We start from the raw sequence: 23677 nt of genomic DNA on the forward strand, positions 1-23677 counted from the left end.
TCAGAAGCTAGCGCGGAAGACTCCCGACAGGAGCGGATGAGCATCGACGATCTTGCGCGCGACGCTGACGGAGTCGACGAGCGGATGCAACGCCAGCGCCTTCACCGCGTGCGCTCGCTCGCCGCTGATGGCCGCCATGATCGTGGCGCGTTCAACGACCTTCAACGCGGTGACGAGTCCGACGCCCTCGTCCGGCACCTGGCTGACGGAGACGGGCCGCGCGCCGTTCGCATCGACCAGGCTCGGCACCTCGACGATGGCGTCGGCGTCGAGGCACGACAACGTCGTCCCGTTCGGCACGTTGAGGATCAACGTGGCTCGTTTGTCGGACGCGATGGCGTGCATCAAGTCGAGGGCGACCCGCTCGTAGCCACCACCGTCGAGGTCGTCCGCGTCGCGTTCGTCGTCGCGGGTCTCCGCCATGTAGGTCTGCTCGCGTTCGAGCCGGGTCCGTTCCCAGCTCTCCCACGAAGGCGAGGCGTAGAACTGCTTCTGCTGCTCCAGCAGGAACGCCCCGCGCGACGCACCGGACTTCACCGCCTCACGAGTGAAGTAGTAGTAGTGCAGGTACTCGTTCGGGATGGCGCCCAACGTCCTCAGCCACTCCGCGCCGAAGAGCTTGCCCTCCTCGAACGACTCGAGCCGTTCGGTGTCGGCGAGCAGGTCAGGCAGTGCGTTGCGTCCGTTCACGTGGACACCCCGCAACCAACCGAGGTGGTTGAGCCCCGCGTAGTCAAGCCACACGTCGTCGAGATCGACGCCCACGGCCCGAGCCACCCGCTTGCCCAGGCCGACGGGGGAGTCGCAGATACCGATGACGCGGTTGTCGAGGTGCGCCGACATCGCTTCGGTGACCATGCCGGCGGGGTTCGTGAAGTTGATGACCCACGCGTCTGGTGCGTGCACTGATATACGGCGTGCGATGTCGAGTGCGACGGGGACGGTACGCAGCCCGTATGCAATGCCGCCGGCGCCGACCGTCTCCTGTCCGAGCACACCGCATCCCGCCGCGACGCTCTCGTCGGCCGCGCGCCCGTCGAGCCCGCCGACGCGAATCGCGGAGAACACGAAGTCCGCTCCGCGCAACGCCTCGTCGAGGTCGGTCGACGTCGACACCGTCGGTGCATCCCGTACATCGGTCGCGAGCTCGGCGAGCACGCCACCGATCGCGGTGAGCCTGGTGCCGTCGAGGTCGTGCAGCACGACCTCGGTCACGCGTCCGGGCGACCGGTCGGCGAGGAGCGCGCGGTAGACGAGCGGCACGCGGAAGCCGCCCCCACCCAGGATGACCAGCTTCATGCCTCGACCACGTCCATTCTGGCCTCTTCCGCAGTGTGAACCGCTCTGCCGATCCTACATTTTCAGATGCGGTGAACGGCGAATCGCCGAGCAGGGCGACATGAACACCAAGAGTCTCCTGGCGCGCGACCGCGGGCCAGTACGTGGAATGACGTGGACGCAGGGATCTTCGGCCATGCGCGAGACGTGAAAGCTGGCGGAGATGACGGCCCGGATCGTGTTATGGCAGATCAGACACATCCGCCGACCACGTCCGCAACTGGAGAACGACTCTGTCGCGGGATCTCCTGAAGGGTTCCGCGCACGACAGAAGCATGATAGAAAGAATGGCTTTGCATTTTCGGAATGAATTTTCCGAGAAGACAGAATGATTGTATCACAGGGGGCAAGGTGTTGGCGAGCGAACAGGCACGAATCACCTCTCTGTATGAAAAGCTCGATGAAGAACGGAACAAAGCGGCCGCAGACCTCGCGGCCGTTCTGCAGGACGCGGTCACCCAGCGACTGGAGCGAGAGGCTGCCGTCCAGACGCTGACCAGGGAAGTCGGCAAGTATCGCGCGGCGGAAGACGGGCTGTGCTTCGGCCGCATCGACTCGGACAAGGGCGACCGCACCTACATCGGACGCGTCGGACTGTTCGACGACGACTTCGAACCGCTGCTGCTGGACTGGCGCGCGCCCGCGGCGCGGCCGTTCTACACGGCGACCGCCGCGAATCCGGAAGGCGTCGTGCTGCGGCGGCACTTCCGCGTTCGTGATCGGGAACTGTGCGACTTCCACGACGACGAACTGCTGACAGACGCGACCGCGCTGCTCGACGCCCTCAACGCACCGCGGACGGCGACGATGCGCGACATCGTCTCGACCATCCAGGCCGAACAGGACGAGATCATCCGCTACTGGGGCCCTGGCGTGCTGGTGATCGAGGGCGGGCCTGGCACGGGCAAGACCGCCGTAGCCCTGCATCGCGTGGCATACCTGCTGTATACGCGCCGTGAACGCCTGTCACGGCACGGTGTCCTGATCGTCGGTCCGAACACCGGATTCCTCCGCTACGTCGGCGACGTCCTTCCGTCGCTGGGGGAGACCGACGTCGTTTTCGCGACTCCTGGCGAGCTCTACCCCGGCGTCGTGACCGGCGTGGAGGACACCCCGTCGTTGCAACGGCTGAAGGGCGACCTATCAGTTCTGGACCTGCTCGCCGTCGCCGTCGCCGACCGGCAGGAGCTTCCCGACGAGCCCGTCGAGATCGAGTTGGAGGACGTAGTCGTCCCGCTCGACGCGCACATCGCCGCCGTCGCGCGGGAGAAGACGCGCTACTACGAACTGCCGCACAACGCTGCCCGCAAGTACTTCTTTCTCACGCTCGCCGAGGAACTCGTCGCGCCGGCGATGCGGCTGATCGGTGTCGACTGGCCGGAGATCGAGGAGGACGTCCGCCACGAACTCCGCCACAGCTCCGCGTTGCTCGACGCCGTCAACAGGCTGTGGCCGCTGCTCACACCGGAACAGCTGCTCTCAGACCTGTACGAAGGCCGTTGCTTCCGGATCGGCGCACCGGAGCTGTACCGGCCCGACGGCAGGGCGTGGACGGTGTCCGACGTGCCGTTGCTCGACGAGCTCGCCGACCTGCTCGGATCCGACGGCTCCGCAGAGCGCGCGGCGAGACGAGAGGAGGAGGAACAGCTCGACTACGCGCGCGGCGTCATGGACGTCCTGTCGATCGACAAGCGCGCAGACTCCGACGAGTACATCGTCACCGACTTCGTCAACGCCGAAGTGCTGGCCGCCAGGCACGAGGTTCGCGACCAGCGCACTCTCGCCGAACGAGCCGCCGACGACCGAACGTGGACCTACGGCCACGTCGTCGTGGACGAAGCGCAGGAGCTGTCCGCACTGGACTGGCGCGTCCTGCTGCGCCGGTGTCCCAACAGGTCCATGACCGTCGTCGGTGACCTGGCCCAGCGTCAGGCAGCGGGCGGCGTCCGCAGCTGGGGATCGGTGTTCGAGCGGTTCACCTACCGGCGGCTCGAGGTCAACTACCGCACCCCCGGCGAGATCATGGCCGTCGCCACACCGGTCCTGAAGCTCGTCGATCCCGACGCGTCGGCACCGGTCTCGGTGCGCAACGCCGGCGTCCGTCCGTGGGCTCGCCGCGTGACTGACATATCGGCGGCCGTGCGCGACGAACTCGACGCGCACGCCGACGCACGCGACGAACGCACCATCGCGGTCATCGGCGAAGGCTGGATGCCGCCACGCGCCTCGAAGGGACTGGAGTTCGACGTCGTCCTCGTCGTCGAGCCGCAACGCATGTCACCCAGCGAGCTGTACGTGGCGTTGACGAGAGCGACGCAACGGCTCGGCGTCCTGCACACCGAACCGCTGCCTCGTCACCTACGAGGTCTCCTCTGAGACCCACGTGAGGTAGTCGTCGTTGCCTCCGGTCACGGGGGTGACGACGACCTCGGGCACGTCATAGGTGTGATGCGCCTTGATGTGCACGACGAGATCGCCGACGCGGATGGTGGACGTCTTCACGACGCACTGCCATTCCGCGTCGACGCGCACCTCGCCATCCCATCGGTAGACGCTGCGGATGGGCACGATCTGCACACAAGCGCCCAGCCGGGCTTCGACGATGCCCTTCGCCAGCGACTCTGCGGCTTCGGGGGAGTCGACGGTCGTCGTCACCACGCTCACACCACTCATAGCGCGTCGATCTCCTTCATCAGCTGGTCCTTCAGCTCGACCGGTGCATAGGACGCCCGCACCGCCGCTCGGGCGAGGCCGGCGAGCTCGTCGCGGCCGAATCCGAACCGCTCATGGCACAGCAGGTACTCGCGGTCGAGATCGGTGTGGAACATGCCGGGGTCGTCGGTGCTGATCGTCACCGGCACCCCGGCCTCCACGAGCCGCGGCAACGGGTGCTCCTCCAGCGACGTCACCGCGCCCGTGCGGATGTTCGAGGTCGGGCACACCTCCACCACGACGCCCTCGTCGGCGAGATGCCGCACGAGTTCGGGATCCTGCACCGCGCTCACGCCGTGCCCGATCCGTTCGGCACGCAGATCACGCAGCGCGGCCCAAATCTCGCTCGGCGGCGTCGTCTCGCCGGCGTGCGGCACCATGCGCAGCCCGGCGTCGCGCGCCATCGCGAACGCCTCCCGGAAGTTCGACCTCGGCGAGTCCGACTCGAATCCGCCCAGCCCGAACCCGACCAGTCCCTCGGGCCGGTGCTCGGTCGCGAACCGCGCACTCGTCATGCCCCAGTCGCGGTCCCACACTCCGGGAACGTCGAAGATCCACTGCAACGCCACACCGTGCACGGCGAGGGCCTCGTCACGCCCGGCCTTCAACGCTTCGACGAGTTCGTCGGGCTCGATGCCGGCACGCAGGTGGCTGGTCGCGCTGATCGTCAGCTCCGCGTAGCGGACGTTGGTCCGCGCGGCGTCACGCGCGTATCCGACGACGAGTGTGCGGACGTCCTCGCCGGTGGTGACGAGGTCGTTGACGATGCCGTACACGGTGATGAAGTGCCGGAAGTCCCTGAACTCGTAGAACTTCCGCAACGCGGCCTCGTCGGCCGGCACCCGCCCGCCGGGGTGGTTGCGCGCGAGCGCGAGGACTGTCTCGACGGAAGCCGCGCCCACGAGGTGGACGTGCAGCTCGGCCTTCGGCAGCGCGTGGACGAAGTCGGAAATGGGCACGGTCCATGCTCTCAGGTCAAGGGCCATTCGACGGGTGACATGTCTTGCAGTCAAGGGAGAGGGTGCAGGCGAATCCCTGTCTCTGCCTTCCGCATTGGGGGTGCCTCGTGAGGGGCGCACGAAGAGTTGCACTGCTGACAGCGGTGCTCGTTCTGCCATTCCTGCCCGCAACGGCCCAGGCGGCCGAAGGGCCGGTGTTCAAGGACGGTGAGGCGCAACCCGTCTTCGATCCGAAGGACGTGGTGAAGGAGAGCCTCTGGGTCCGCGCCCCGGTCGACAGCGACCGCGACGGCAAGGATGACGAGGTCTACACCGAAGTCGTCCGGCCACGCGCCACCGAACGCGGCCTCAAAGTCCCCGTCGTCTACATGGTCAGCCCGTACTTCTCAGGCGGCAACGACGTCGCCAACCACAACGTCGACGTCGAGCTGTACGTGCCCGACAAGCGCAACGGGCGTCTGCTGAAGTCCAACTCCGACGAACGCATCACCGCCGCCCTCGGCCCGAACCCGATCACCTCGGGGCGTTACGAGGCCTACTTCATCGCACGCGGATACGCCGTCGTCTACGCCGAATCGCTCGGCACCGGCAAGTCGACGGGTTGCCCGACGACGGGTGACGTCAACGAGACGATCGGCGCGCGTGTCGTCGTCGACTGGCTCAACGGCCGTGCGTCCGCACGCACCGCCACGGGCGAAGCCATCAAGGCGACCTGGTCCACCGGCAAGACCGGGATGATGGGCGTCTCCTACAACGGAACGCTGCCCAACGCCGTCGCCTCCACCGGTGTGCGCGGCCTCGAAGCCATCGTGCCGATCGCCGCGATCTCCAGCTGGTACGACTACTACCGCGCGGACGGCGCCGTCGTCGCACCCGGCACGTTCCAGGGCGAGGACGCCGACGTGCTCGCCGAGTACGTCTACACGCGCGCGGATCGGGAGATCTGCAAGCCGATCCTCGCCGAGATCGCCAAGGACCAGGACCGCGTCACCGGTGACTACAGCCGGTTCTGGGACAAGCGCAACTACCTCAACGACGTCCGCAAGGTCCGCGCGGCCGTGCTCGCCGTGCACGGGCTCAACGACTGGAACGTCAAGATGACGCACGTCGAGCAGTGGTACTCGGCGTTGAAGAAGGTCGGTGCGCCGCACAAGATCTGGCTGCACCAGTCCGGGCACACCGACGCCGACACGCTGCGTTCGGTCGAGTGGCGGCGCACGCTGAACCGCTGGTTCACCCAGTACCTCTGGGGCCACCGCAACGGCATCGACAAGGAGCCGAAGGCGACCCTGCAGCGCGAGGACAAGACGTGGGTCGACGAGAAGGACTGGCCGGCTCCCGGTACGTCCGACGTGCGGCTGCGGCCGTCCGCGGGCGGATCCGCCAAGGGCGGTCTCGGGGTTCTGCCCAGCCGCGGTGTCGAGAAGCTGACCGACGACGCGACGAAGACCGCTGAGTCGCTGATCGACCAGGCGACGTCGCCGAACCGCCTCTCCTACAGCTCGGAGCCGGCGAAGAAGCCGGTGCGGCTGTCCGGCAAGTCGACGGCGAACCTGAGGGTCGCGTTCGACCGGCCCGCGGCCAACCTGACCACGCTGCTCGTCGACCGCTCAACGGACGGCACGTCGCACGTCATCACGCGCGGCTCGACCGACCCGCAGAACCGCGAGCGGCCGGACAGGACGTCGCCGATCAAGCCCGGCAAGTTCTACGACGTCGAGGTGCCGATCGTGCCGGACGACTACGTCCTGCAGGCCGGTCATCGGCTCGAGTTCGTCGTGATCTCCAGCGACTACGACTACACGCTGCGCCCGAAGCCGGGTGCCGGCCTGTCACTGGACCTCACCAGGACCTCTGTGGAGCTGCCCGTCGTCGGCGGCTGGCGCACCGTGCTCCAGGCGTTCTGACGTGGTGCCGCGCTTCGGTCCACTGGGCCGAAGCGCGGCAACCTAGCACTCACCCCCGACAGAACACCGCTTCCCAACGGTCCAAGATCTCAACCTGTCCACAACCACCGAGTTGTCCACAACCTCGCGGTGACCCCGGCTCACCACCCGGCCCCACCCTCCACAGTGGGCCCATGCCCTCAACCCTCTCGAAGCCGATCCGGGTTCGTGACGCCGGCGATCTCTACGCCGCGATCCCGCACCTGATGGGGTTCCACCCGGCCGACTCGCTCGTCGTGCTGGTGCTGAAGGACCATCTGGTCAGCATGACCATGCGCGTCGACCTTCCGCGCCCACGACATAGAGGCCTTCTAGCGGCCCAGTTGGAAGGTCCGCTGCTGGAACAAGGCGCGACTGAAGTGATCCTCGTGGTCGTGTGTGCGCCGTCCGAGCACCTGCCCGAGGAACTGCCGCACGAGCCACTGGTCACCACACTCAGGCTCAAGTTGGGCGATGTGGGCATCGAGGTCGTCGAGGCAGTGTGGCTGCCGTCGTGCCAGAAGGACGCGCAGTGGCTCTGTTATCTCGACATCGACTGCCACGGGACACTGCCGGATCCTCAACTGTCCGCTGTTGCTGCGGCGTCGGCACACGAGGGCAACGTGACGTTCGAGTCGCGCGCCGCCATGGCCGCGATCGCCACGCTGGATCCGCCGGAGGCGCTGGAACGCCGGTCCACGTTGCTCGACGAGCTCATGACGGCCACACCCGACCCTGATCCACGCGTCGAACTGCGTCGGGTGAGCGACGCGATCGACGCCGTGGAGCACCGCAAGGGATCGTTGCCGGACAAGGACGTCGTCGCTCTGGCGAGGGCGTTGGCGGTGCCCGAGGTGCGTGACGCGAGCATGGGGTTCGCGGCACAGTCCCGATCCAGGCTGGCCGAACGCCTGTGGCTCGAGCTCACCAGGACCAGCCCGGCGCCGGAGCGAGCGGAGCCCGCGTGCCTGCTCGCGTTCTACGCCTACCAGCGTGGTGACGGCGGGATCGCGTCCATCGCGCTCGACGCCGCCGACGAAGCCTGCCCCGGCCATGCGCTGAGCAAGCTCATCCGTGCCGCCGTCAGCGCCGCGTTCCCGCCTTCGGAGATGCGGGCGCTGTCCGTCAAGTACCTGGACAGCGCCCGTGAGCTGCTCGCCGGCGCTCAGAGCAGCTCGGGTCGCTCCCAGTCCTGATCCAGGACGTGCTCGGCCAGGAACGCCCACACCGTCTCGTACCAGACCCGAGAGTTGCCGGGGGTGAGGATCCAGTGGTTTTCGGTTGGGAAGTAAAGGTATTTCGCCTCGACCCCGTGGCGGACGAGGTCGAAGTACAGGCGATGCCCCTCACCGATGGGAACCCGGTAGTCCTTGTCCCCGTGGATGACGAGCATCGGGGTCTTGATGTCCGCCACCCGCAGGTGCGGGGAGTTGGCGAGGATCCGCTCCGGCTGGGTGAGGGGGTCGCCCATCTCCCTCATCCAGAAGTAGGAACTGTCGGTGCCACCGGAGAAGGCGTCGAGGTGCCACAAGGACGCGTGGGTGACGATCGCGCGGAACCGGTCGGTCTGGGTGGCGATCCAGTTGGCCATGTAGCCACCGAACGACCCGCCCATCGCGGCGGTCTTGGAGGCGTCGATGTCGGCCCGCTCGACCGCGACGTCCGTGATGGCCATGAGGTCGGTGTAGGGCTCGGCACCCCAGCGGCCCCAGCCGGCCTTGATGAAGTCCGGCCCGTAGCCGGTCGACAGGGCGGGGTCGGGCAGCAGGATGGCGTAACCGCGAGCGGCCATCAGCCACGGGTTCCAGCGCCAGGTCCAGCCGTTCCAGCTCATGACGGGGCCACCGTGGACCCACAGGACCAGCGGTACGGGGGAGTCGGCGGAGGCGCCTTCCGGCAACACCAGCCACGAGCGGACGGTCCTGCCGTCGGCGACGACCGTGGAGATCTCCGTGAGGGTGCCGGGCACCGACGCGATGGCGCCGGGCGCGCGCAGCCGTTCGGGGTCCTGGTCGGCGCCGGTGGCCGCGAACCGCACTGGCTGAGGCGGGTGGTCGACCGAGTTGCGCAGCGCGTACAGCGTCTTGCCGTCCGGGCTCACGACCAGGTCGCTGTAGTAACCGGAGTCCGTCAGCTTCGTGATCTCGCCGGTCGCCAGGTCGAGCCGCCACACCGGCTGGTGCCCGAGGTGGCTGGCGGTGAAGAAGACCGCGGACCCGTCCGGGCTCACCACCGGGTGGTCCGGCTCCTCCTGGAAGTCGGGCGCCAGTGGCGTGATCGAGCCGTCCGCCAGCTCCACCCGCACGAGGTCGCGCCGGTGTGGGGAGTCCGGAGTGGACTCGCGGAACCGGATGGCGATCACGGCGGAGGAGTCGGGCGTGATCGTGGCGCCGTGGAAGGAGAAACCCTCCTCGGAGGCGATCGCACGCGACGCACCGCCACTCGTGGGGACCACCCGCAGTTCAGTTCGGCGGCCGTAGGCGGCACTGACGTCCACGGCGTGGCCGTAGACCGCCCACTTCCCGTCTGGGCTCAGCTCAACGTCCTCGTCGCTGAGCCTGCTCTCGGAGTCCTCGGTGAGAGCGGTGACCGCCTCGGCGCCGACGTCCGCGAGAGGAACCGCGAACAGGCGCGGGTAGGCAGGACCGAGGTCCGCGTCCCAGTACCTGATCGGGTACGACTCGTGCAGGATCGCTGTTACGCCGGCGTCCTCGCGGGCCTTGCGCTTGGCGTTGTCGTCGTCGCCGAACTCCGCGAAGCGGTACGCCGACGACGTGAACAACACCGTCTCGCCGGCGATGCGAACCTGACCGACTCCGCCACCAGGCCGGAGCACCTCGGCGGCCTCACCGCGGACCGGAAGCCGCCACAGCGCCTTCTTGTCCTTGGACTCACCCGGCTTCGCGAGCGGGTCCGGGCGGGCCGACAGGAACAGCAGCGACCCGTCCGGCGCGAACGCAGGGGAGGAGTCGCCCTTGGCGGAGCGGGTGAGCCGGACGGCCTCCCGCTCCCCGGTGGGGTCGACCTCCCAGAGAGCGCCCTGCCACGTCTTGCCGTCCGGGGCGAGCGTGGACACGACCGTGACGAGCCGGGTGCCGTCCGGGGACAGCGCGAGCGACGCGAGCCGCGGGGTGGCGTTGTAGCTCTCGAAGGAGGCGAAGTCGGTCATCCCGGCTCAGGCTCCGTGCCGGGCGCGCGTGAACTCCCACGCGTCGCGGACGATGCCGGTGATGTCGGCGCGCTCGGGCTTCCAGCCGAGGTCGGCGCGGGCCCGCTCGGCGGAGGCGACCAGCACGGCCGGATCGCCGGCGCGCCGGGGGGCGACGACGGCGGGGATCGGGTGGCCGGTGACCTCGCGGCAGGTGTCGATGACCTGCTTGACCGAGAAGCCGGTGCCGTTGCCCAGGTTGTAGATCCGGTGCTCGCCGGCGGTGGCGTTCTCGAGCGCGAGGAGGTGGGCGTCCGCGAGGTCCAAGACGTGGATGTAGTCGCGGACGCAGGTGCCGTCCTCGGTGGCCCAGTCGTCGCCGTAGATCGAGATGTGCTCGCGCTGCCCGAGCGCGACCTGCAGCACGAGCGGGATGAGGTGGGTCTCGGTCGCGTGCCGCTCGCCGATGCTGCCGTAGGCGCCGGCGACGTTGAAGTACCGCAGGCTCGTCGCCGCAAGGCCGTGCGCGGCGGCGTACGACGTGATCGCGTGGTCGATGGCCAGCTTGGTGGCGCCGTAGGTGTTGGTCGGCGAGGTCGGGGCGGTCTCGGGGATCGGCACCTCCCGCGGCTCGCCGTACGTCGCGGCAGTCGAGGAGAAGACGAGCTTCGGCGTGCCGTGATCCTTCATCGCATCGAGCAGATGAATCGCCGTCAGGACGTTACCCGTCCAGTACTTGCCGGGGTCCTGCATGGACTCGCCAACGAGGGACTTCGCGGCGAAGTGCAGAACGCCGTCGAACCCTTCTGCGAGGACATCGCCGATCACCTCGGCGATGTCACCCCGGATGAAGCGCGCTCCCGCGGGGACGGCGTCCTCGTGCCCGGTCGAGAGGTCGTCGAGGACGACCACCTCGTGCCCGGCTTCGAGCAGCCTGGCAGCGTTCACGCTGCCGACGTATCCGGCCCCGCCCGTGACGAGCAGCTTCACCACAGTCCTCGCATTCCTGGTCAAGATCGTTCTTGGCTACCGGTCCCTGCCCGCACCCGCGGACGGAACCGCCGTGAAGAGCCTCGGCCGCGTAAGCGAGCGCGAGGCGAAGCCGGCGAGCACGGACCGTTCGACCTCGTCGTGCCGTTCGACGGGCACGAGGGCGATGGCCGAGCCACCGAAACCGCCGCCGACCATCCGGGCGCCAAGGGCGCCCGCCGCCATCGCGGAGTCGACGGCGACGTCGAGCTCGAGGCACGAGACCCGGTAGTCGTCCCGCAGGCTCGCGTGGGAGCCCGAGAGGAGAGGTCCGACCTCGGCGAGCCTGCCCTTGCGGAGCAGGTCGACGGTGCGCAGGACCCTGTCGTTCTCGGTCACGACGTGCCGCACCAGCGGACGCAGGTCTTCGGGCAGCCGGACGAGCGTCTGGTCGAGCTCGGCGATGTCGACGTCGCGCAGCGCGGGGACGCCAAGGATCTCGGCCGCACGCTCGCATCCCGCCCGCCGGGCGCCGTAGCCGCCGTCGACGAGGGCGTGGCTGGCGCGGGTGTCGATGACCAGGACCTCGAGCCCGCTGGCAGCCGCGTCGAACGCGACCTGCTCCGGCTTGCCGGAGCGCACGTCGTAAAACAGGGCGTGCGCTTCGACGCAGCACAGCGATGCCGTCTGGTCCAGGATGCCGGTCGGTGCGCCCACGAAGTCGTTCTCGGAGCGCTGCACCCAGCGCGCGATGTCCGGCCGCTCGGCGTCGACGCCGGCGAGGCCGAGCAGCGCGAGCGCGACAGCGCATTCCAGGGCGTGCGAGGAGGAGAGACCGGCCCCCGCGGGAACGTCGCCCGCGATGACGAGGTCCGCCCCGGCGGTGACGGCGATCCCCTGCTCACGCAGGGCCCAGGCGACTCCGGAGGGGTACGCGGCCCACCCCTTGACGGTGCCGGGGACTAGGTCCGCCACCACGACCGGGTCCGCTTCCTGCAACCCGCCGTCGTCGCCCATCGTGCTGACCGTCATCACGCCGTCGGCGCGGGGCGACGCCGCCACCGCGATGCGGTGGGGCAACGCGAACGGCAGCACGTAGCCGTCGTTGTAGTCGGTGTGCTCGCCGATGAGGTTGACGCGGCCCGGGGCCGACCAGACCCCCTCGGGAGCGCGTCCGTGCAGGCGCTCGAACGCCTCCGCGGCCTTCGCCGCCGGTGTCGTCGCCTGGGTCACCGGGCGAGCACCAGGACGGCGTGGGCGACCGCGGGGTCGAGCTCTGCCGTGTTGCCGTTGCCGCCGCGCACCTGGATGACCTTGGCGCCACCGAGCGCCCCGACCTCCACGGTGCCGCCCGGCACGACGCCGGCGTCCTTCAGTTCGGCCATGAGGTCCGGGTCGAGCTGGACGTGCTCGGCGATGCGGCGCACCTCGACGCGGCCGCCACCGCGGCGGGCCACCTCGTCCACGCGCACCAGGTCGGCCTCGGCGGGCGGGGCGGGCTCGCCGTCGCCCAGCTTGTCGAGGCCGGGGATCGGGTTGCCGTAGGGCGAGGTGGTGGGGTTGCCGAGCAGCTTGATCAGCTTGCGCTCGACGGCCTCGCTCATCACGTGCTCCCAGCGGCACGCCTCGCTGTGCACGTGCTCCCACTCGAGTCCGATGATGTCCACGAGGAGGCGCTCGGCTAGCCGGTGCTTGCGCATGACGGCGATCGCGAGGTTGCGGCCCTGCTCGGTGAGCTCGAGATGGCGGTCCTCCGCCACGACCACCAGGCCGTCGCGTTCCATGCGGCCGACGGTCTGGCTCACCGTCGGTCCACTTTGGCCCAGGCGCTCGGCGATGCGGGCGCGCAGTGGCACCACGCCCTCTTCCTCGAGCTCGTAGATCGTGCGGAGATACATCTCCGTGGTGTCGATGAGGTCGTTCACACCCGCTCCCCTTCGTATGGTGTCGATGGTAGTCGTGCCGGGGGACACAGGTGTCCGCGCGGGTGCAGGATGTGAGCCGTGCATCCCTTGATCACTCCTGAGGCCCTCGCCGACGCGTTGAGTGCGCGTCCGGCGACCGTCGTGCTGGACGTCCGGTGGCGTCTCGGCGGACCACCCGGACGTCAAGACTACGAGGTCAGCCACGTGCCCGGCGCGGTGTACGTGGATCTGGACACCGAGTTGTCCGCTCCGCCCGGTGCCGGGGGCCGTCATCCGCTGCCGGATCCGGAGCGGTTGCAGGCGGTGTTGCGCGGTGCGGGTGTGCGCGAGGGTGGCCGGGTCGTGGCGTACGACGCGGGGGACGGGTCGGTCGCCGCTCGGGTGTGGTGGTTGCTGCGGTGGGCCGGGTTCGGTGAGGTCGCGGTGCTGGACGGCGGGTTCGCCGCGTGGGAGGCCGCAGGGCTGCCGGTGACCGCCGACGTGCCGCCGGCTCCCGTTGGTGATGCGGCCGGGGACGTGGTGGTGCGAGCTGGGCAGATGCCCGTGCTGGACGCGGACGGGGCGGCGGCGCTCGCTCAGGAGGGTGTGCTGCTCGATGCTCGGGCGGCCCCTCGGTACCGCGGGGAGACCGAGCCGGTGGACCCCAAGGCCGGGCACGTTCCGGGTGCGCTCAACGCGCCGAGCACCGGGCACGTCGGGGCGGACGGGCGGTGGCTCGGGGCGGAGGAGCTGGCCGCGCGGTTCGCTGGGCTTGGGGTGTCGGGTGGTGTGGCTGTCGGTGCGTACTGCGGGTCAGGTGTGACTGCCTCGTCCGTCGTGCTCGCGCTGGAGGTCGCGGGGATCACGTCGGCCGAGAGGCCGGCGGCCTTGTACGCCGGGTCGTGGTCCAACTGGTGCGCGTTGGACCGGGAGGTCGCTACCGGCGGCTGACGCTCACCGGGTAGACGCTGCGTCAGGCGTTGGGGATGCGGTTGAAGCCCTCGGTGGCGAGTTTGAGGGCCGTGGCGCAGGTGTCCAGTTCCTCGATCGCCAGGACGCTCACCGAGAAGGCCGGGGTGATGACGTTCGGGTCGTCGGTCAGCATGACGGTGACCTGGCAGTCCTCCTTGGCGGCGCTGACCTGCCAGGCGGTGTTGCCGCCGATCTCGATCTGCTTCTTGTCGCCTTCCTGGTCCGCCACGTCGGGGACCGTGACCATCTGGGTGATGACGGTCGACGGGCCGGTGGTGGTGTGGATGCAGCCGCCGTCCGCCGAGGACTTGCCGCCGGTGGCGGCCTCGATGTCCGCGGCCTTGAGGACGCCGCAGGTCTCGAGGCCCGTGGCCTTCTTCTTGGTGGTGACCTTCACCTCGCCCTGCTTCGGGGCGGTGGAGGGGCTCGCCGGCTTGGAGGCCGGGGTGCTGGCGGACGGCTTCTTCGAGGTCGTGGTGGGGTCGGCCGGTTCTTGGACCGCGTTGGTGTCGGCCGTCGCGTTGCCCTTGACCTGTTCGGCGCAGCCCGTGACGGCGGCGAGGGTCAGGCCCAGTGCGAGGAGGATGGCCGCTGGTCTCAGGTGCATGTCGCCTCTGACCTCTGTTCGGTGAGATCGGTTCCGCGCGCGACTGTAGGTTGCAGGGCATGGGTAAGCCAGCCGCTGTTGTCTGGGACAGGTCCTTCCTCGGGTACGACCTCGGTGGCGACCATCCGCTGAACCCGGTCCGGCTCGATCTGACCGTGCGGCTCGCCACGGCGCTCGGGGTGCTGGACGGTGTCGCGTTGCGGGCGCCTGCGGCGGCCAGTGACGAAGAGATCGAGCTGGTGCACAAGCCCGGTTACCTGAGTGCTGTGCAGGCTGCGCCGACGGCCGGGTGGGACGTGGGGCACGGGCTGGGGACGGCGGACAATCCCGTGTTCGAGCGGATGCACGAGGCGTCGGCGTTGGTGGTCGGCGGGTCGCTCGTGGCGGCTCGGGCCATCGCTTCGGGGGAGGCGGACCGGGCGGTCAACATCGCCGGGGGGTTGCACCACGCGATGCCGGACAGTGCGGCCGGGTTCTGCGTTTACAACGACTGTGCGGTGGCGATCGAGTGGTTGTTGCGCAGCGGGGTGGAGCGCATCGCCTATGTCGATGTCGACGTGCATCACGGGGACGGGGTGCAGACGGCGTTCTGGGACGACCCGCGGGTGCTGACGATCTCGTTGCACCAGCATCCGATGAGCCTGTGGCCCGGTACCGGGTGGGCCGGTGAGGTCGGGGGCGCCGGGGCCGAGGGGAGCGCGGTCAACGTGCCGTTGCCTGCGGGGACGCGGGACGGCGGCTGGTTGCGGGCGTTCCACGCGACCGTGCCGGCGTTGCTGGGGGCGTTCCGGCCGCAGGTGCTGGTCACGCAGTGCGGTGTCGACACGCACAAGGAGGATCCGCTCGCGGACCTGTCTTTGAGCGTGGACGGGCATCGGGCGATCTACCAGGCGTTCCGGGACCTGGTGAACGAGCGCGGGTACAAGTGGCTCGCGCTCGGTGGTGGTGGGTACGAGCTGCTCAGGGTGGTGCCGCGGTCGTGGACTCACCTGCTGGCGACCGTGCTCGACCGCGACGTCGACCCGAACCGGCCGTTGCCGGCGGACTGGGTGGCCCACGCGACACGCATCGCGCCCGAGTGGCCTTTGCCCTCGTCGATGACTGACGGGTGCGACCCTGGGTACCACCCTTGGGGCGGGGACGTGGAGGAGCCGGTGGACAAGGCGATCCGCGAGACGCGTCGAGCGGTGTTCCCGTTGCATGGACTTGATCCCGACGACCCCAGGGACTGACACCGGTGCCGGCCAGCGTGAACGATTCCAGCGAGAACGACCCGAGCGTGAGAGATCCGTTCGACTTCCCGCGGCACTGGGAGGCGGACGTCGTCCTGAGCGACGGCCGCACCGTCCACCTGCGGCCGATCACGCCGGACGACGGCGAGCAGCTGCGCGAGTTCCACGGCCGGCTGTCGGAGCGGACGCGGTACTTCCGCTACTTCGGGCCGTACCCGCGGATCCCGCAGCGCGACCTCGACCGGTTCAGCACGGTCGACCACCACGACCGGGTGGCGCTCATCGCGTTGCTCGGCGACGACATCGTCGCCGTCGGGCGGTTCGACCGGCTGCACGACGCTCAGCAGGGCAGGAACCACAGCCGGGGGGACAGCGCCGAGGTGGCGTTCGTCGTCGAGGACGGGCACCAGGGGCGCGGGCTGGGCAGCATCCTGCTCGAGCACCTCGCCGCGGCGGCCAGGGAGGTCGGGCTGGTGCGGTTCGAGGCCGAGGTGCTCGCCGAGAACGGGCAGATGGTCCGGGTGTTCCGCGACGCCGGCTACCAGGTCAGCAGGGCGTTCGAGGAGGGCGTGCTGCACCTCGAGTTCGCCATCGACCCCACCGACGAGTCCGTGGCCGTCGCCAGGGCCCGCGAGCAGGCCGCCGAGGCCCGCAGCGTGCACAACCTGCTGCACCCGCGCAGCGTCGCCGTCATCGGCGCGTCCACCGACCCGACCAAGATCGGGCACGCGGTCCTCAAGAACCTCCTCGAGTCCGACTTCAACGGGCCCGTCTACCCCGTCAACGCCGAGCACCGCTCGGTGCGGGGCGTCCGGGCCTACCCCACCGTGGTCGACATCCCCGACGACGTCGACCTCGCCGTCGTCGCCGTCCCCGCGGCCAGCGTCGACGAGGTCATGGACGGTTGCCTCGCCAAGGGCGTGAAGGCGCTCGTCGTCGTCAGTTCGGGCTACGGCGAGACGGGGCCTGACGGGCTGTCGGCGGAACGCAGGCTCGCGGCGGAGGCGAGAGCGCACGGCATGCGTGTCGTCGGTCCGAACGCGTTGGGCGTGCTCAACCTCGATCCGAAGGTCCGCCTCAACGCGAGCCTCGCGCCGAAGCTGCCGTCACGGGGCCGCGCGGGCTTCTTCTGCCAGTCCGGCGCCCTCGGCACGGCCATCCTGGCCAACGCCGCCGGCTGGGGCCTCGGCCTGTCCACGTTCGTCTCGGCGGGCAACCGCGCCGACGTCTCCGGCAACGACATGCTGCAGTACTGGGAGACCGATCCCTCCACCGACGTCGTGCTGCTCTACCTCGAGTCGTTCGGCAACCCGCGCAAGTTCGCGAGGCTCGCCCGCAGGCTCGGCCGCACCAAGCCCATCGTCGCGGTGAAGTCCGGCCGGCACGCCGTCGTCCCCGGCCTCGCCGCCACGGCCGCGAACGTCGACGAGGCGAGCGTCCAGGCCCTGTTCGAGCAGGCCGGCGTGATCAGGGTCGACTCGCTGGCCCAGCTGTTCGACACCGCGCTCCTGCTTGCCCACCAGCCGCTGCCGGCGGGCAAGCGCGTCGCCGTCGTCGGCAACTCCACCGCGATCGGCCTGCTCGCCGCCGACACGCTGCTGGCCCAGGGCCTCGACCTCGCGGGTGATCCCGTCGACGTCGGCGCGCAGGCCACCCCCGAGGAGTTCGCGAAGGCGGTCGAACAGGCCCTGGACCGCACCGACACCGACGCCCTCGTCGTCGTGTTCGTGCCCCCGATCGTGGTTCCCGGCGCCGCCTACGCCCGCGCGCTCAAGGAAGCCGCCCACCGCACGAAACCGATCGTCAGCACGTTCCTCGCGGTCGAGGGCATTCCCGACGAGCTCAAGATGCCCGGCAAGGGCTCGATCCCGAGCTACGCCAGTCCCGAACGCGCCGTGCTCGCCCTGGCCCGCGCCGTCCGCTACGCCCGCTGGCGTGCCGCACCGCAGGGCAACTTCACCCGGCCCGACGGCATCGACCTCGACCGGGCCAGGTCCATTGTGGACACACCGCGCGCCGAGCAGCGCCTCGACGACCGCAAGGCCGTTGAGCTGCTGGAGTGCTACGGCATCGACGTCGTCCCGTTCCGCATCGCGCAGAGCGCCGAAGAAGCCGCCGAGGCGGCCGAGGAGCTCGGGTACCCCGTCGCGATGAAGGCCACCAGCGAGCGGCTGCGCCACCGCACCGACCTCGTCGGCGTCAGGCTCGACGTCGCCCAGCGGGAATCGGTCACGGCCGCCTACCACGACCTCGCGGCGCTCTCCGGGAAACCGGGCGTCTACGTGCAACGCATGGCGCCCAAGGGAGTCAGCTGCGTCCTGGGCCTGCAGGACGACCCGAGCTTCGGCACGCTCGTCTGGTTCGGACTGTCCGGTCTGGTCAGCGACCTGCTCGGCGACCGGGCCTACCGGGCGGTACCCCTCACCGACACCGACGCGGCGGAACTCGTTGCGGCACCGAAAGCAGCGCCCCTGCTCACCGGTTATCGCGGCGACGAACCAGCGGACCTGAAAGCACTTCAGGAACTGGTACTCCGTTTGGCGGCATTGGCGGAGGACCTCCCGGAGGTGCGTTCGTTGAAGCTCGAACCTGTTCTTGCTTCTGCCGCAGGGGCTTTCGTGAGCAGCGCTCGAATCGTCATCGGTCCGCCCCCGTCCCTGCACGACGCCGGTCCGCGCCGTCTGCGGTGACTCCGGACTGACGTCCGACTGAACTGTTACCGCACCGATTCCGTTGTTTCCATTCGTGCCAAGGTATGGACATGCGTCCTGCCGCCGCTTAGGTTTCCGGCATCGCCGAGCAGCACCGACCCAGGTGCGCAGGCGCATGCCCGTGGAATAGCGCTGTAGTTGATAACTGCTGTAGAGGGACGAATGACGCCGAGAGCACTTCTCCGCCTGCTGGCGACTACAAGTGCGGCCGTGCTCCTGCTCGCCTCGTGCGCGGGTGGCGGCGGGTCCGGTATGGCCAGCAAGGTCAGCTCGGACGACCGCATGGTCATCGCCGTGTCGTACGACCAGCCTGGCCTGTCGGTGCGCAGGCTCGACGGCAGCTACCGCGGGTTCGACGTCGACGTCGCCAAGTACATCGCGAACGAGCTGGGCGTCAAAGAGGAGAACATCGCCTGGAAGGAAGCACAGCCGGGCAACCGCGAGACGCTCCTGACCAGCGGTGAGGCCGACATGGTCGTCTCCACCTACTCGATCACGGACAAGCGCAAGCAGATCGTCGACTTCGTCGGCCCGTACTTCGTCGCCGGCCAGGACCTGCTGGTGCGCATGAACGAGAACCGCATCGACGGCCCGAAGTCGCTCAACGCGACCCTGCGCCTGTGCTCCACCGCCGGTTCCACGTCGGCCGAGTACGTCCGCGACCAGTTCGCGAAGGACGTGAAGATGGTCGAGTACGCCAAGTTCAGCGACTGCGTCACGGCGCTGCTCGCGGAGAACGTCGACGCCGTCACCACCGACGACGTGCTGCTCGCGGGCTACGCCGCCCAGAACCCCGAGCTCCTGCGGGTCGTCGGCGACCCGTTCAGCAAGGAGGAGTACGGCGTCGGCCTGCACCGCGACGACCCGAACAGCAAGGCGAAGGTCCAGGCCGCGCTGCAGAAGATGATCGACACGGGTGCCTGGCGCAAGTCGCTCGAGGCCAACATCGGATCTTCCGGCTACAAGATCCCCGACCCGCCGCAGCTGGCCCCGTGATCACACGGGGCGTCACGTAGGCTCACGCCACGTGAACCGCGTCCCGCCGCACCGCGCTGATCGTCCCGTTCGCGCGGGCATCCCAGAACACGGCCGAGTTCCGCGTTACTACGCGGTCAAGGCCGAGCTGTTCGACCTCGTCGAGAACCTCGGCGAAGGCACCGTGCTGCCGTCCGAACGCGAACTCGCCGAACGGTTCTCCGTCTCGCGCGTCACGCTGCGCCAGGCCGTCAGCGAACTGGTGCTCGAGGGCAAGCTCATCCGCCGCCAGGGCAGCGGGACGTTCGTCGCGCCGCCGAAGCTCGTCCAGCCGTTGTCCCTGGTCAGCTACACCGAGGGCATGCGCCGTCAGGGCGTCGAGCCGAACCGCACCGTGATCACGGTCGAGGAGCTCGGCGCCGACGAGGGCCTGGCCCGCGACCTGATGATCGAGCCGGGCGACCCGATCGTGCACCTCGAACGCGTGCTGCTCGCCGACGACGAACGCATCGGCCTCGAATCGACCTACCTGAGCCTGGGGCGCTTCCCGGACCTGTTGGAGAAGCTCGACCCCGCCGGATCGCTCTACGCGTGCCTCACCGAACGGCTCGGCGTGCGTTTCGCGGAGGCCGAGGAACGCGTCGAGACGGTGCTCGCCACGCCCCGCGAGGCACTGCTGATCGGCACGAACCCGGCGCTGCCCATGTTGTTGCTGCACCGCGTGTCCTACGACGTCGAGGGTCACCCGATCGAACGCGCCCGGTCGTTGTACCGGGGTGATCGGTTCAGCTTCGTGGCCAGGCTGCACGCCGACCGTTAGCGCTCACCGTCCACTGTGGCGTGTTCAGATGTCCACAATGGAGCGCAGCAGGTGTGGCAGGAGCTCGGGACGATGAACTGAAAGGCGTCAAACGATCTGCGAGTGATCGACGTGGCTTGTGTGGGAAGAATCCCTTTCGGGCCCCAACGTTCGGGTCTCTATCAGGCCGCGCACTGCGCGTGACTTCCCGGGCGCGTCCGGGAGGCTGACGGCCGACTGGGCCGGTGCGGGCGGTGCGCGGGGCGCCGGCTCGGCCGACGCCCTGGTCGTCGGCTGGATCATCAAGCCGGGCAACGGTTTCCGCATGGCCCGTGACGCGTCGTTCAGAGGTTCGTGACCATCGGGTGACGTGACTGCGGGTCACCGGATCCCGTGCGGGCGCAGGAAGATACCGCCCGTTCGCACTCGTTCCCCGCTCAAGTCGCGGAGGTACTGTTGGTGCCAAGAACTTCAGGTGTCCGCAACGGTGCGGAGGAGCGGGGGTGTGCCGTGTCCTTCAAGGCGGAGTTCCTCGCAGAACTCGAGGATTGTCTGCGTGGCTACGGCGCGGTCCCGGTGAGCAATCCCGACGCACTCGCGTTGTTCATCGAGTTCGTGCGAGCCCTTCCGGCAACGGACCAGCGACTGCGTTGCCTGGAAGGTGTCGACCAGGGTTCCGGATCGTTCTGGAACAACCCCGCGGTGTGGTGGGAGCAGGTGCCGAGGTTCGGCGCGGGACTGCCGCGATGCGGATCGGCGGAGTGCCGCAAGTTGCTGGACGACATGCTCGACGAGGCGATCAGCGACGAGATCGACGTGCTCGAGATGGAGATCCGCGAGCTGCCCAGCTGACACCGGGTCCGGACATGCCTGCCGGCGCCGCCACCTGTTACGGCCACGGCGCCGGGGCTTCCAGCACTTATTTGACGGCGACGAGCGACTTGAACAGTTCCCGATAGCGGTGGAGAGCCAGTCGCAGGTCCTCGGTCTGTGGATCACTGTTTCCCTCGAGCTGCTTGGTGAGGGAACGGTGCCGGGTCGTGAGCTCCTCCAGCGCGCGCGTCACGAGCCCGTCCGCCTTGCGGACGGCCGCCTTCGGGTCGTCGACGAACTCGTACTGCACCGCCTGCCACTCGTCCTCGAGCTTGCCGACCTGCCGCGAGTCCGCGTGCTGCGGCTCGGCGTGGCGCTGGTCGGAACGGTGCTCGCCGCGCTCGTGGTCAGAACGCTGCTGCTCGGTGCGCTGCTGCTCGGTGCGCTGGTGTTCACCGCGCTGCTGTTCGGTGCGCTGGGCCTCGGTGCGCGAAGCCTCAGTCGCCTGGACGTCAGCGCGCTGAGCATCAGCCCGCTGCCCGTCAGCTCGCTGGGCCTCGGTCCGCTGCGCCTCCACACGCTGCGCTTCGCTCCTCTGGCCGTCAGTCCTCTGGCCGTCGATCCGCTGCGCGTCGGCGCGCTGCGGCTGCTGCGGCGTGCGCTCCGTCTGCGCGCGCTCGGTCTGCTGCGGCTGCTGCGGCGTGCGCTCCGTCTGCGCGCGCTCGGTCTGCTGCGGCCGAGCCGGAGTCGGAACGCCGGCGGCGTGGGTGGGGGCCTCAGACATCGGTCTTCTCCTTCCGCACGGTTTCCCGGTCCTTGCGCGGCTCTGCGCCGTGTTCGAGCAGATCGGTGAACAGCTCGCGGTAGTGCACCATCGCGGTGCGCAGGTCCTCGGTGCTCGCCTCGCCGATCTCCTGGCGCTCCGAGATGTCATGCGCCTTGCGGTAGTGCTCCAGGGTCCGTGCGTGCTCGACGGACAGGACGCTCAGCTGCGCCTCGTACCCCTCGGTGGGGTACCCGCGCTCGGCCATCAGATCGGTCACGAGGCGGTCGGCGTCGGCGATGGCGCTCTCCGGCGAGTCGACGAACTTCGCCTGCACGGTCGCCCAGTGCCGGCGGTAACTGTCCTGCGCCGTCGGGGAAAGCGGCTTCAGGTCGAACTCGCTGTGGCGGTGCTCCCGCTCGGCGAGCTCCTTCTCCGCGGCCGTTCTGTTGTCGCTGTGTTCGACCACGCGGTCGTATTCAGGGCCGAAGCGGTCACGGAGCTTCTTGCGCTGCATGGCGGGCCTCAGCACGAACGCGAGGACCACCAGCACCACTAGAACCGCGACCACCACGCCGATGATGGCGCCCGTTGACATGGAAAAACCTCCAAGACAGGCAAACTCTCTGGCTGTCCGGAGGCTTTCCCGTTCACTCACAAGGGAAACATCAACCCTTGATACAAACCACCTGCTTGAGCTTGGCGACCACCTCGACCAGGTCGGACTGGTTCGCCATCACGGTGTCGATGTCCTTGTAGGCGCCCGGAATCTCGTCCACGACGCCGGAGTCCTTGCGGCACTCGACACCACTTGTCTGGTCGGCGAGATCCTTCGTCGTGAACGTCTTGCGGGCCTTGTTGCGCGACATCCTCCGGCCGGCGCCGTGCGACGCCGACTCGAACGAGTCGGGGTTCCCGAGCCCGCGCACGATGTACGAACCGGTGCCCATGGAACCCGGGATGATGCCCAGCTCACCACGGCCGGCGCGGATCGCGCCCTTGCGCGTCACCAGGACGTCCTCGCCGAAGTGGTTCTCCTCGGAGACGTAGTTGTGGTGCGCCGAGATCGGCTCCTCGAACACGATCTGCGGGAACTCGGCGCGCAGCACGTCGCAGACCAGGCGCAGCATGACCGCGCGGTTGCGTCGCGCGTAGTCCTGAGCCCAGTACAGGTCGTGACGGTACGCCGCCATCTCGGACGTGCCCGAGAGGAACACGGCGAGGTCCGGGTCCGGCAGCTCGGCGTTGTGCGCGAGCGTGCGCGCCACCGCGATGTGGTGCTGCGCCAGCTCGTTGCCGATGCCACGCGACCCGGAGTGCAGCATGACCCACACCCGCTGGTCGCCGTCCAGGCAGACCTCCAGGAAGTGGTTGCCGCCCCCGAGCGTGCCCATCTGGTGCATCGCCTTGTCGGCACGCGCCTTCACGACGGGCGTGAGGTCGTCGAACTTCCTCCAGAACGTGCCCCAGTCGGACGCGTCCCTCTCGGTGAACGCCGTCGCCCTGTGCTGGCCGAAACCGACGGGGACCACGGCCTCCATGCGGGACCGCAGGCCACGCAGCGTCTCCGGCAGGTCGCTCGCCGTGAGCGAGGTGCGCACGGCGGTCATGCCGCAGCCGATGTCCACGCCGACGGCCGCGGGGGAGACGGCGTCGCGCAACGCGATCACCGAACCCACCGTGGCGCCCTTGCCGTAGTGCACGTCCGGCATGACCGCGATGTGCTTGAACGCCCACGGCAGCGAAGAGATGTTCTGCAACTGCCGCATGGCGAACTCCTCGACCTCGTCCGGTCGAGTCCACATTCGGATGTCCACGTTCTGGCCGCGGACCACAGTTGCTGCCATGCT

Annotated in this window: 20 protein-coding genes; 9 read left to right on the forward strand and 11 right to left on the reverse strand. The window is 69.1% G+C overall.

Annotated elements, in window-relative coordinates; all coding sequences use genetic code 11:
* Window positions 1-1299 carry a 6-phospho-beta-glucosidase gene (locus IE307_RS32850; protein WP_191303285.1) on the reverse strand — a complete coding sequence of 433 codons (1299 nt, stop codon included), beginning with the start codon at window positions 1297-1299 and terminating at the stop codon, window positions 1-3.
* Between the two features lie 390 nt (window positions 1300-1689).
* Here IE307_RS32850 and IE307_RS32855 point away from each other — a divergent pair, with 390 nt between their 5' ends.
* Window positions 1690-3714, forward strand: coding sequence for a helicase domain-containing protein (locus tag IE307_RS32855; protein ID WP_308436419.1), 2025 nt, complete (start codon window positions 1690-1692; stop codon window positions 3712-3714).
* On the opposite strand, the gene cutA is transcribed toward IE307_RS32855, so the two are convergent.
* Together cutA and add are read right to left on the reverse strand one after the other, a co-directional pair.
* On the reverse strand, window positions 3697-4011 hold the full coding sequence (cutA, locus tag IE307_RS32860) for a divalent-cation tolerance protein CutA (RefSeq protein ID WP_191303286.1): 315 nt from the start codon (window positions 4009-4011) through the stop codon (window positions 3697-3699). The two genes, IE307_RS32855 and cutA, sit on opposite strands and share 18 nt — an antisense overlap.
* Entirely contained in the window at window positions 4008-5009 is a 1002-nt protein-coding gene (gene add / locus IE307_RS32865; protein ID WP_308436420.1) for an adenosine deaminase, read from the reverse strand. The genes cutA and add overlap by 4 nt, the downstream gene beginning before the upstream one ends.
* A 107-nt stretch (window positions 5010-5116) precedes the next feature.
* On the opposite strand from add, the gene IE307_RS32870 reads away from it, so the two are divergent.
* Both IE307_RS32870 and IE307_RS32875 read left to right on the forward strand, forming a co-directional pair.
* On the forward strand, window positions 5117-6916 hold the full coding sequence (locus tag IE307_RS32870) for a Xaa-Pro dipeptidyl-peptidase (RefSeq protein WP_191303288.1): 1800 nt from the start codon (window positions 5117-5119) through the stop codon (window positions 6914-6916).
* A 173-nt stretch (window positions 6917-7089) separates the two neighbouring features.
* Window positions 7090-8130, forward strand: coding sequence for a DUF4192 domain-containing protein (locus IE307_RS32875; RefSeq protein WP_191303289.1), 1041 nt, complete (start codon window positions 7090-7092; stop codon window positions 8128-8130).
* Here the strand turns inward: IE307_RS32875 and IE307_RS32880 are convergent.
* The 4 genes from IE307_RS32880 to IE307_RS32895 are packed head-to-tail and all read right to left on the reverse strand — an operon-like array spanning window position 8100 to window position 12976.
* The gene (locus tag IE307_RS32880) at window positions 8100-10103 is read right to left on the reverse strand and encodes a S9 family peptidase (protein ID WP_191303290.1); all 2004 of its coding nucleotides are present in this window, start codon (window positions 10101-10103) and stop codon (window positions 8100-8102) included. The two genes, IE307_RS32875 and IE307_RS32880, sit on opposite strands and share 31 nt — an antisense overlap.
* Window positions 10104-10109: 6 nt before the next feature.
* Window positions 10110-11072 carry a UDP-glucose 4-epimerase GalE gene (galE, locus tag IE307_RS32885; protein ID WP_191303291.1) on the reverse strand — a complete coding sequence of 321 codons (963 nt, stop codon included), beginning with the start codon at window positions 11070-11072 and terminating at the stop codon, window positions 10110-10112.
* Window positions 11073-11108: 36 nt separating this feature from the next.
* Complete coding sequence (gene galK / locus IE307_RS32890) at window positions 11109-12284, reverse strand: galactokinase (protein ID WP_191303292.1); 1176 nt, start codon at window positions 12282-12284, stop codon at window positions 11109-11111.
* Entirely contained in the window at window positions 12281-12976 is a 696-nt protein-coding gene (locus IE307_RS32895) for an iron-dependent transcriptional repressor DtxR (RefSeq protein WP_191303293.1), read from the reverse strand. The genes galK and IE307_RS32895 overlap by 4 nt, the downstream gene beginning before the upstream one ends.
* A gap of 78 nt (window positions 12977-13054) precedes the next feature.
* On the opposite strand from IE307_RS32895, the gene IE307_RS32900 reads away from it, so the two are divergent.
* Window positions 13055-13906: a sulfurtransferase gene (locus IE307_RS32900; RefSeq protein WP_191303294.1), complete on the forward strand. Its 852-nt coding sequence runs from the start codon at window positions 13055-13057 to the stop codon at window positions 13904-13906.
* A 22-nt stretch (window positions 13907-13928) separates the two neighbouring features.
* Here IE307_RS32900 and IE307_RS32905 read toward each other — a convergent pair whose 3' ends face one another.
* Complete coding sequence (locus IE307_RS32905; protein ID WP_191303295.1) at window positions 13929-14534, reverse strand: hypothetical protein; 606 nt, start codon at window positions 14532-14534, stop codon at window positions 13929-13931.
* A 59-nt stretch (window positions 14535-14593) separates the two neighbouring features.
* Here IE307_RS32905 and IE307_RS32910 point away from each other — a divergent pair, with 59 nt between their 5' ends.
* From IE307_RS32910 to IE307_RS32930, 5 genes are all read left to right on the forward strand, one after another.
* On the forward strand, window positions 14594-15766 hold the full coding sequence (locus tag IE307_RS32910; protein ID WP_191303296.1) for an acetoin utilization protein AcuC: 1173 nt from the start codon (window positions 14594-14596) through the stop codon (window positions 15764-15766).
* Window positions 15767-15813: 47 nt separating this feature from the next.
* Complete coding sequence (locus IE307_RS32915) at window positions 15814-18456, forward strand: bifunctional acetate--CoA ligase family protein/GNAT family N-acetyltransferase (RefSeq protein WP_229905293.1); 2643 nt, start codon at window positions 15814-15816, stop codon at window positions 18454-18456.
* Window positions 18457-18639: 183 nt separating this feature from the next.
* Window positions 18640-19473, forward strand: a complete 834-nt coding sequence (locus IE307_RS32920) for a glutamate ABC transporter substrate-binding protein (protein WP_191303298.1) — start codon at window positions 18640-18642, stop codon at window positions 19471-19473.
* A gap of 31 nt (window positions 19474-19504) precedes the next feature.
* Window positions 19505-20272, forward strand: coding sequence for a GntR family transcriptional regulator (locus IE307_RS32925; RefSeq protein WP_191303299.1), 768 nt, complete (start codon window positions 19505-19507; stop codon window positions 20270-20272).
* 489 nt (window positions 20273-20761) lie between these two features.
* Window positions 20762-21103, forward strand: coding sequence for a hypothetical protein (locus tag IE307_RS32930; RefSeq protein ID WP_090006401.1), 342 nt, complete (start codon window positions 20762-20764; stop codon window positions 21101-21103).
* 67 nt (window positions 21104-21170) lie between these two features.
* Here the strand turns inward: IE307_RS32930 and IE307_RS32935 are convergent, their stop codons facing one another.
* The 3 genes from IE307_RS32935 to IE307_RS32945 form a co-directional block, all read right to left on the reverse strand.
* Window positions 21171-21848: a hypothetical protein gene (locus IE307_RS32935; protein ID WP_191303300.1), complete on the reverse strand. Its 678-nt coding sequence runs from the start codon at window positions 21846-21848 to the stop codon at window positions 21171-21173.
* Window positions 21841-22425, reverse strand: a complete 585-nt coding sequence (locus IE307_RS32940; RefSeq protein ID WP_191303301.1) for a hypothetical protein — start codon at window positions 22423-22425, stop codon at window positions 21841-21843. The genes IE307_RS32935 and IE307_RS32940 overlap by 8 nt, the downstream gene beginning before the upstream one ends.
* A 70-nt stretch (window positions 22426-22495) precedes the next feature.
* A complete protein-coding gene (locus IE307_RS32945; RefSeq protein WP_191303302.1) occupies window positions 22496-23674 on the reverse strand; it encodes an RtcB family protein in 1179 nt (392 codons plus the stop codon).
* Window positions 23675-23677: the final 3 nt, after the last annotated feature.

The organism is Lentzea cavernae (assembly GCF_014653695.1).
Lineage (GTDB): Bacteria > Actinomycetota > Actinomycetes > Mycobacteriales > Pseudonocardiaceae > Lentzea > Lentzea cavernae.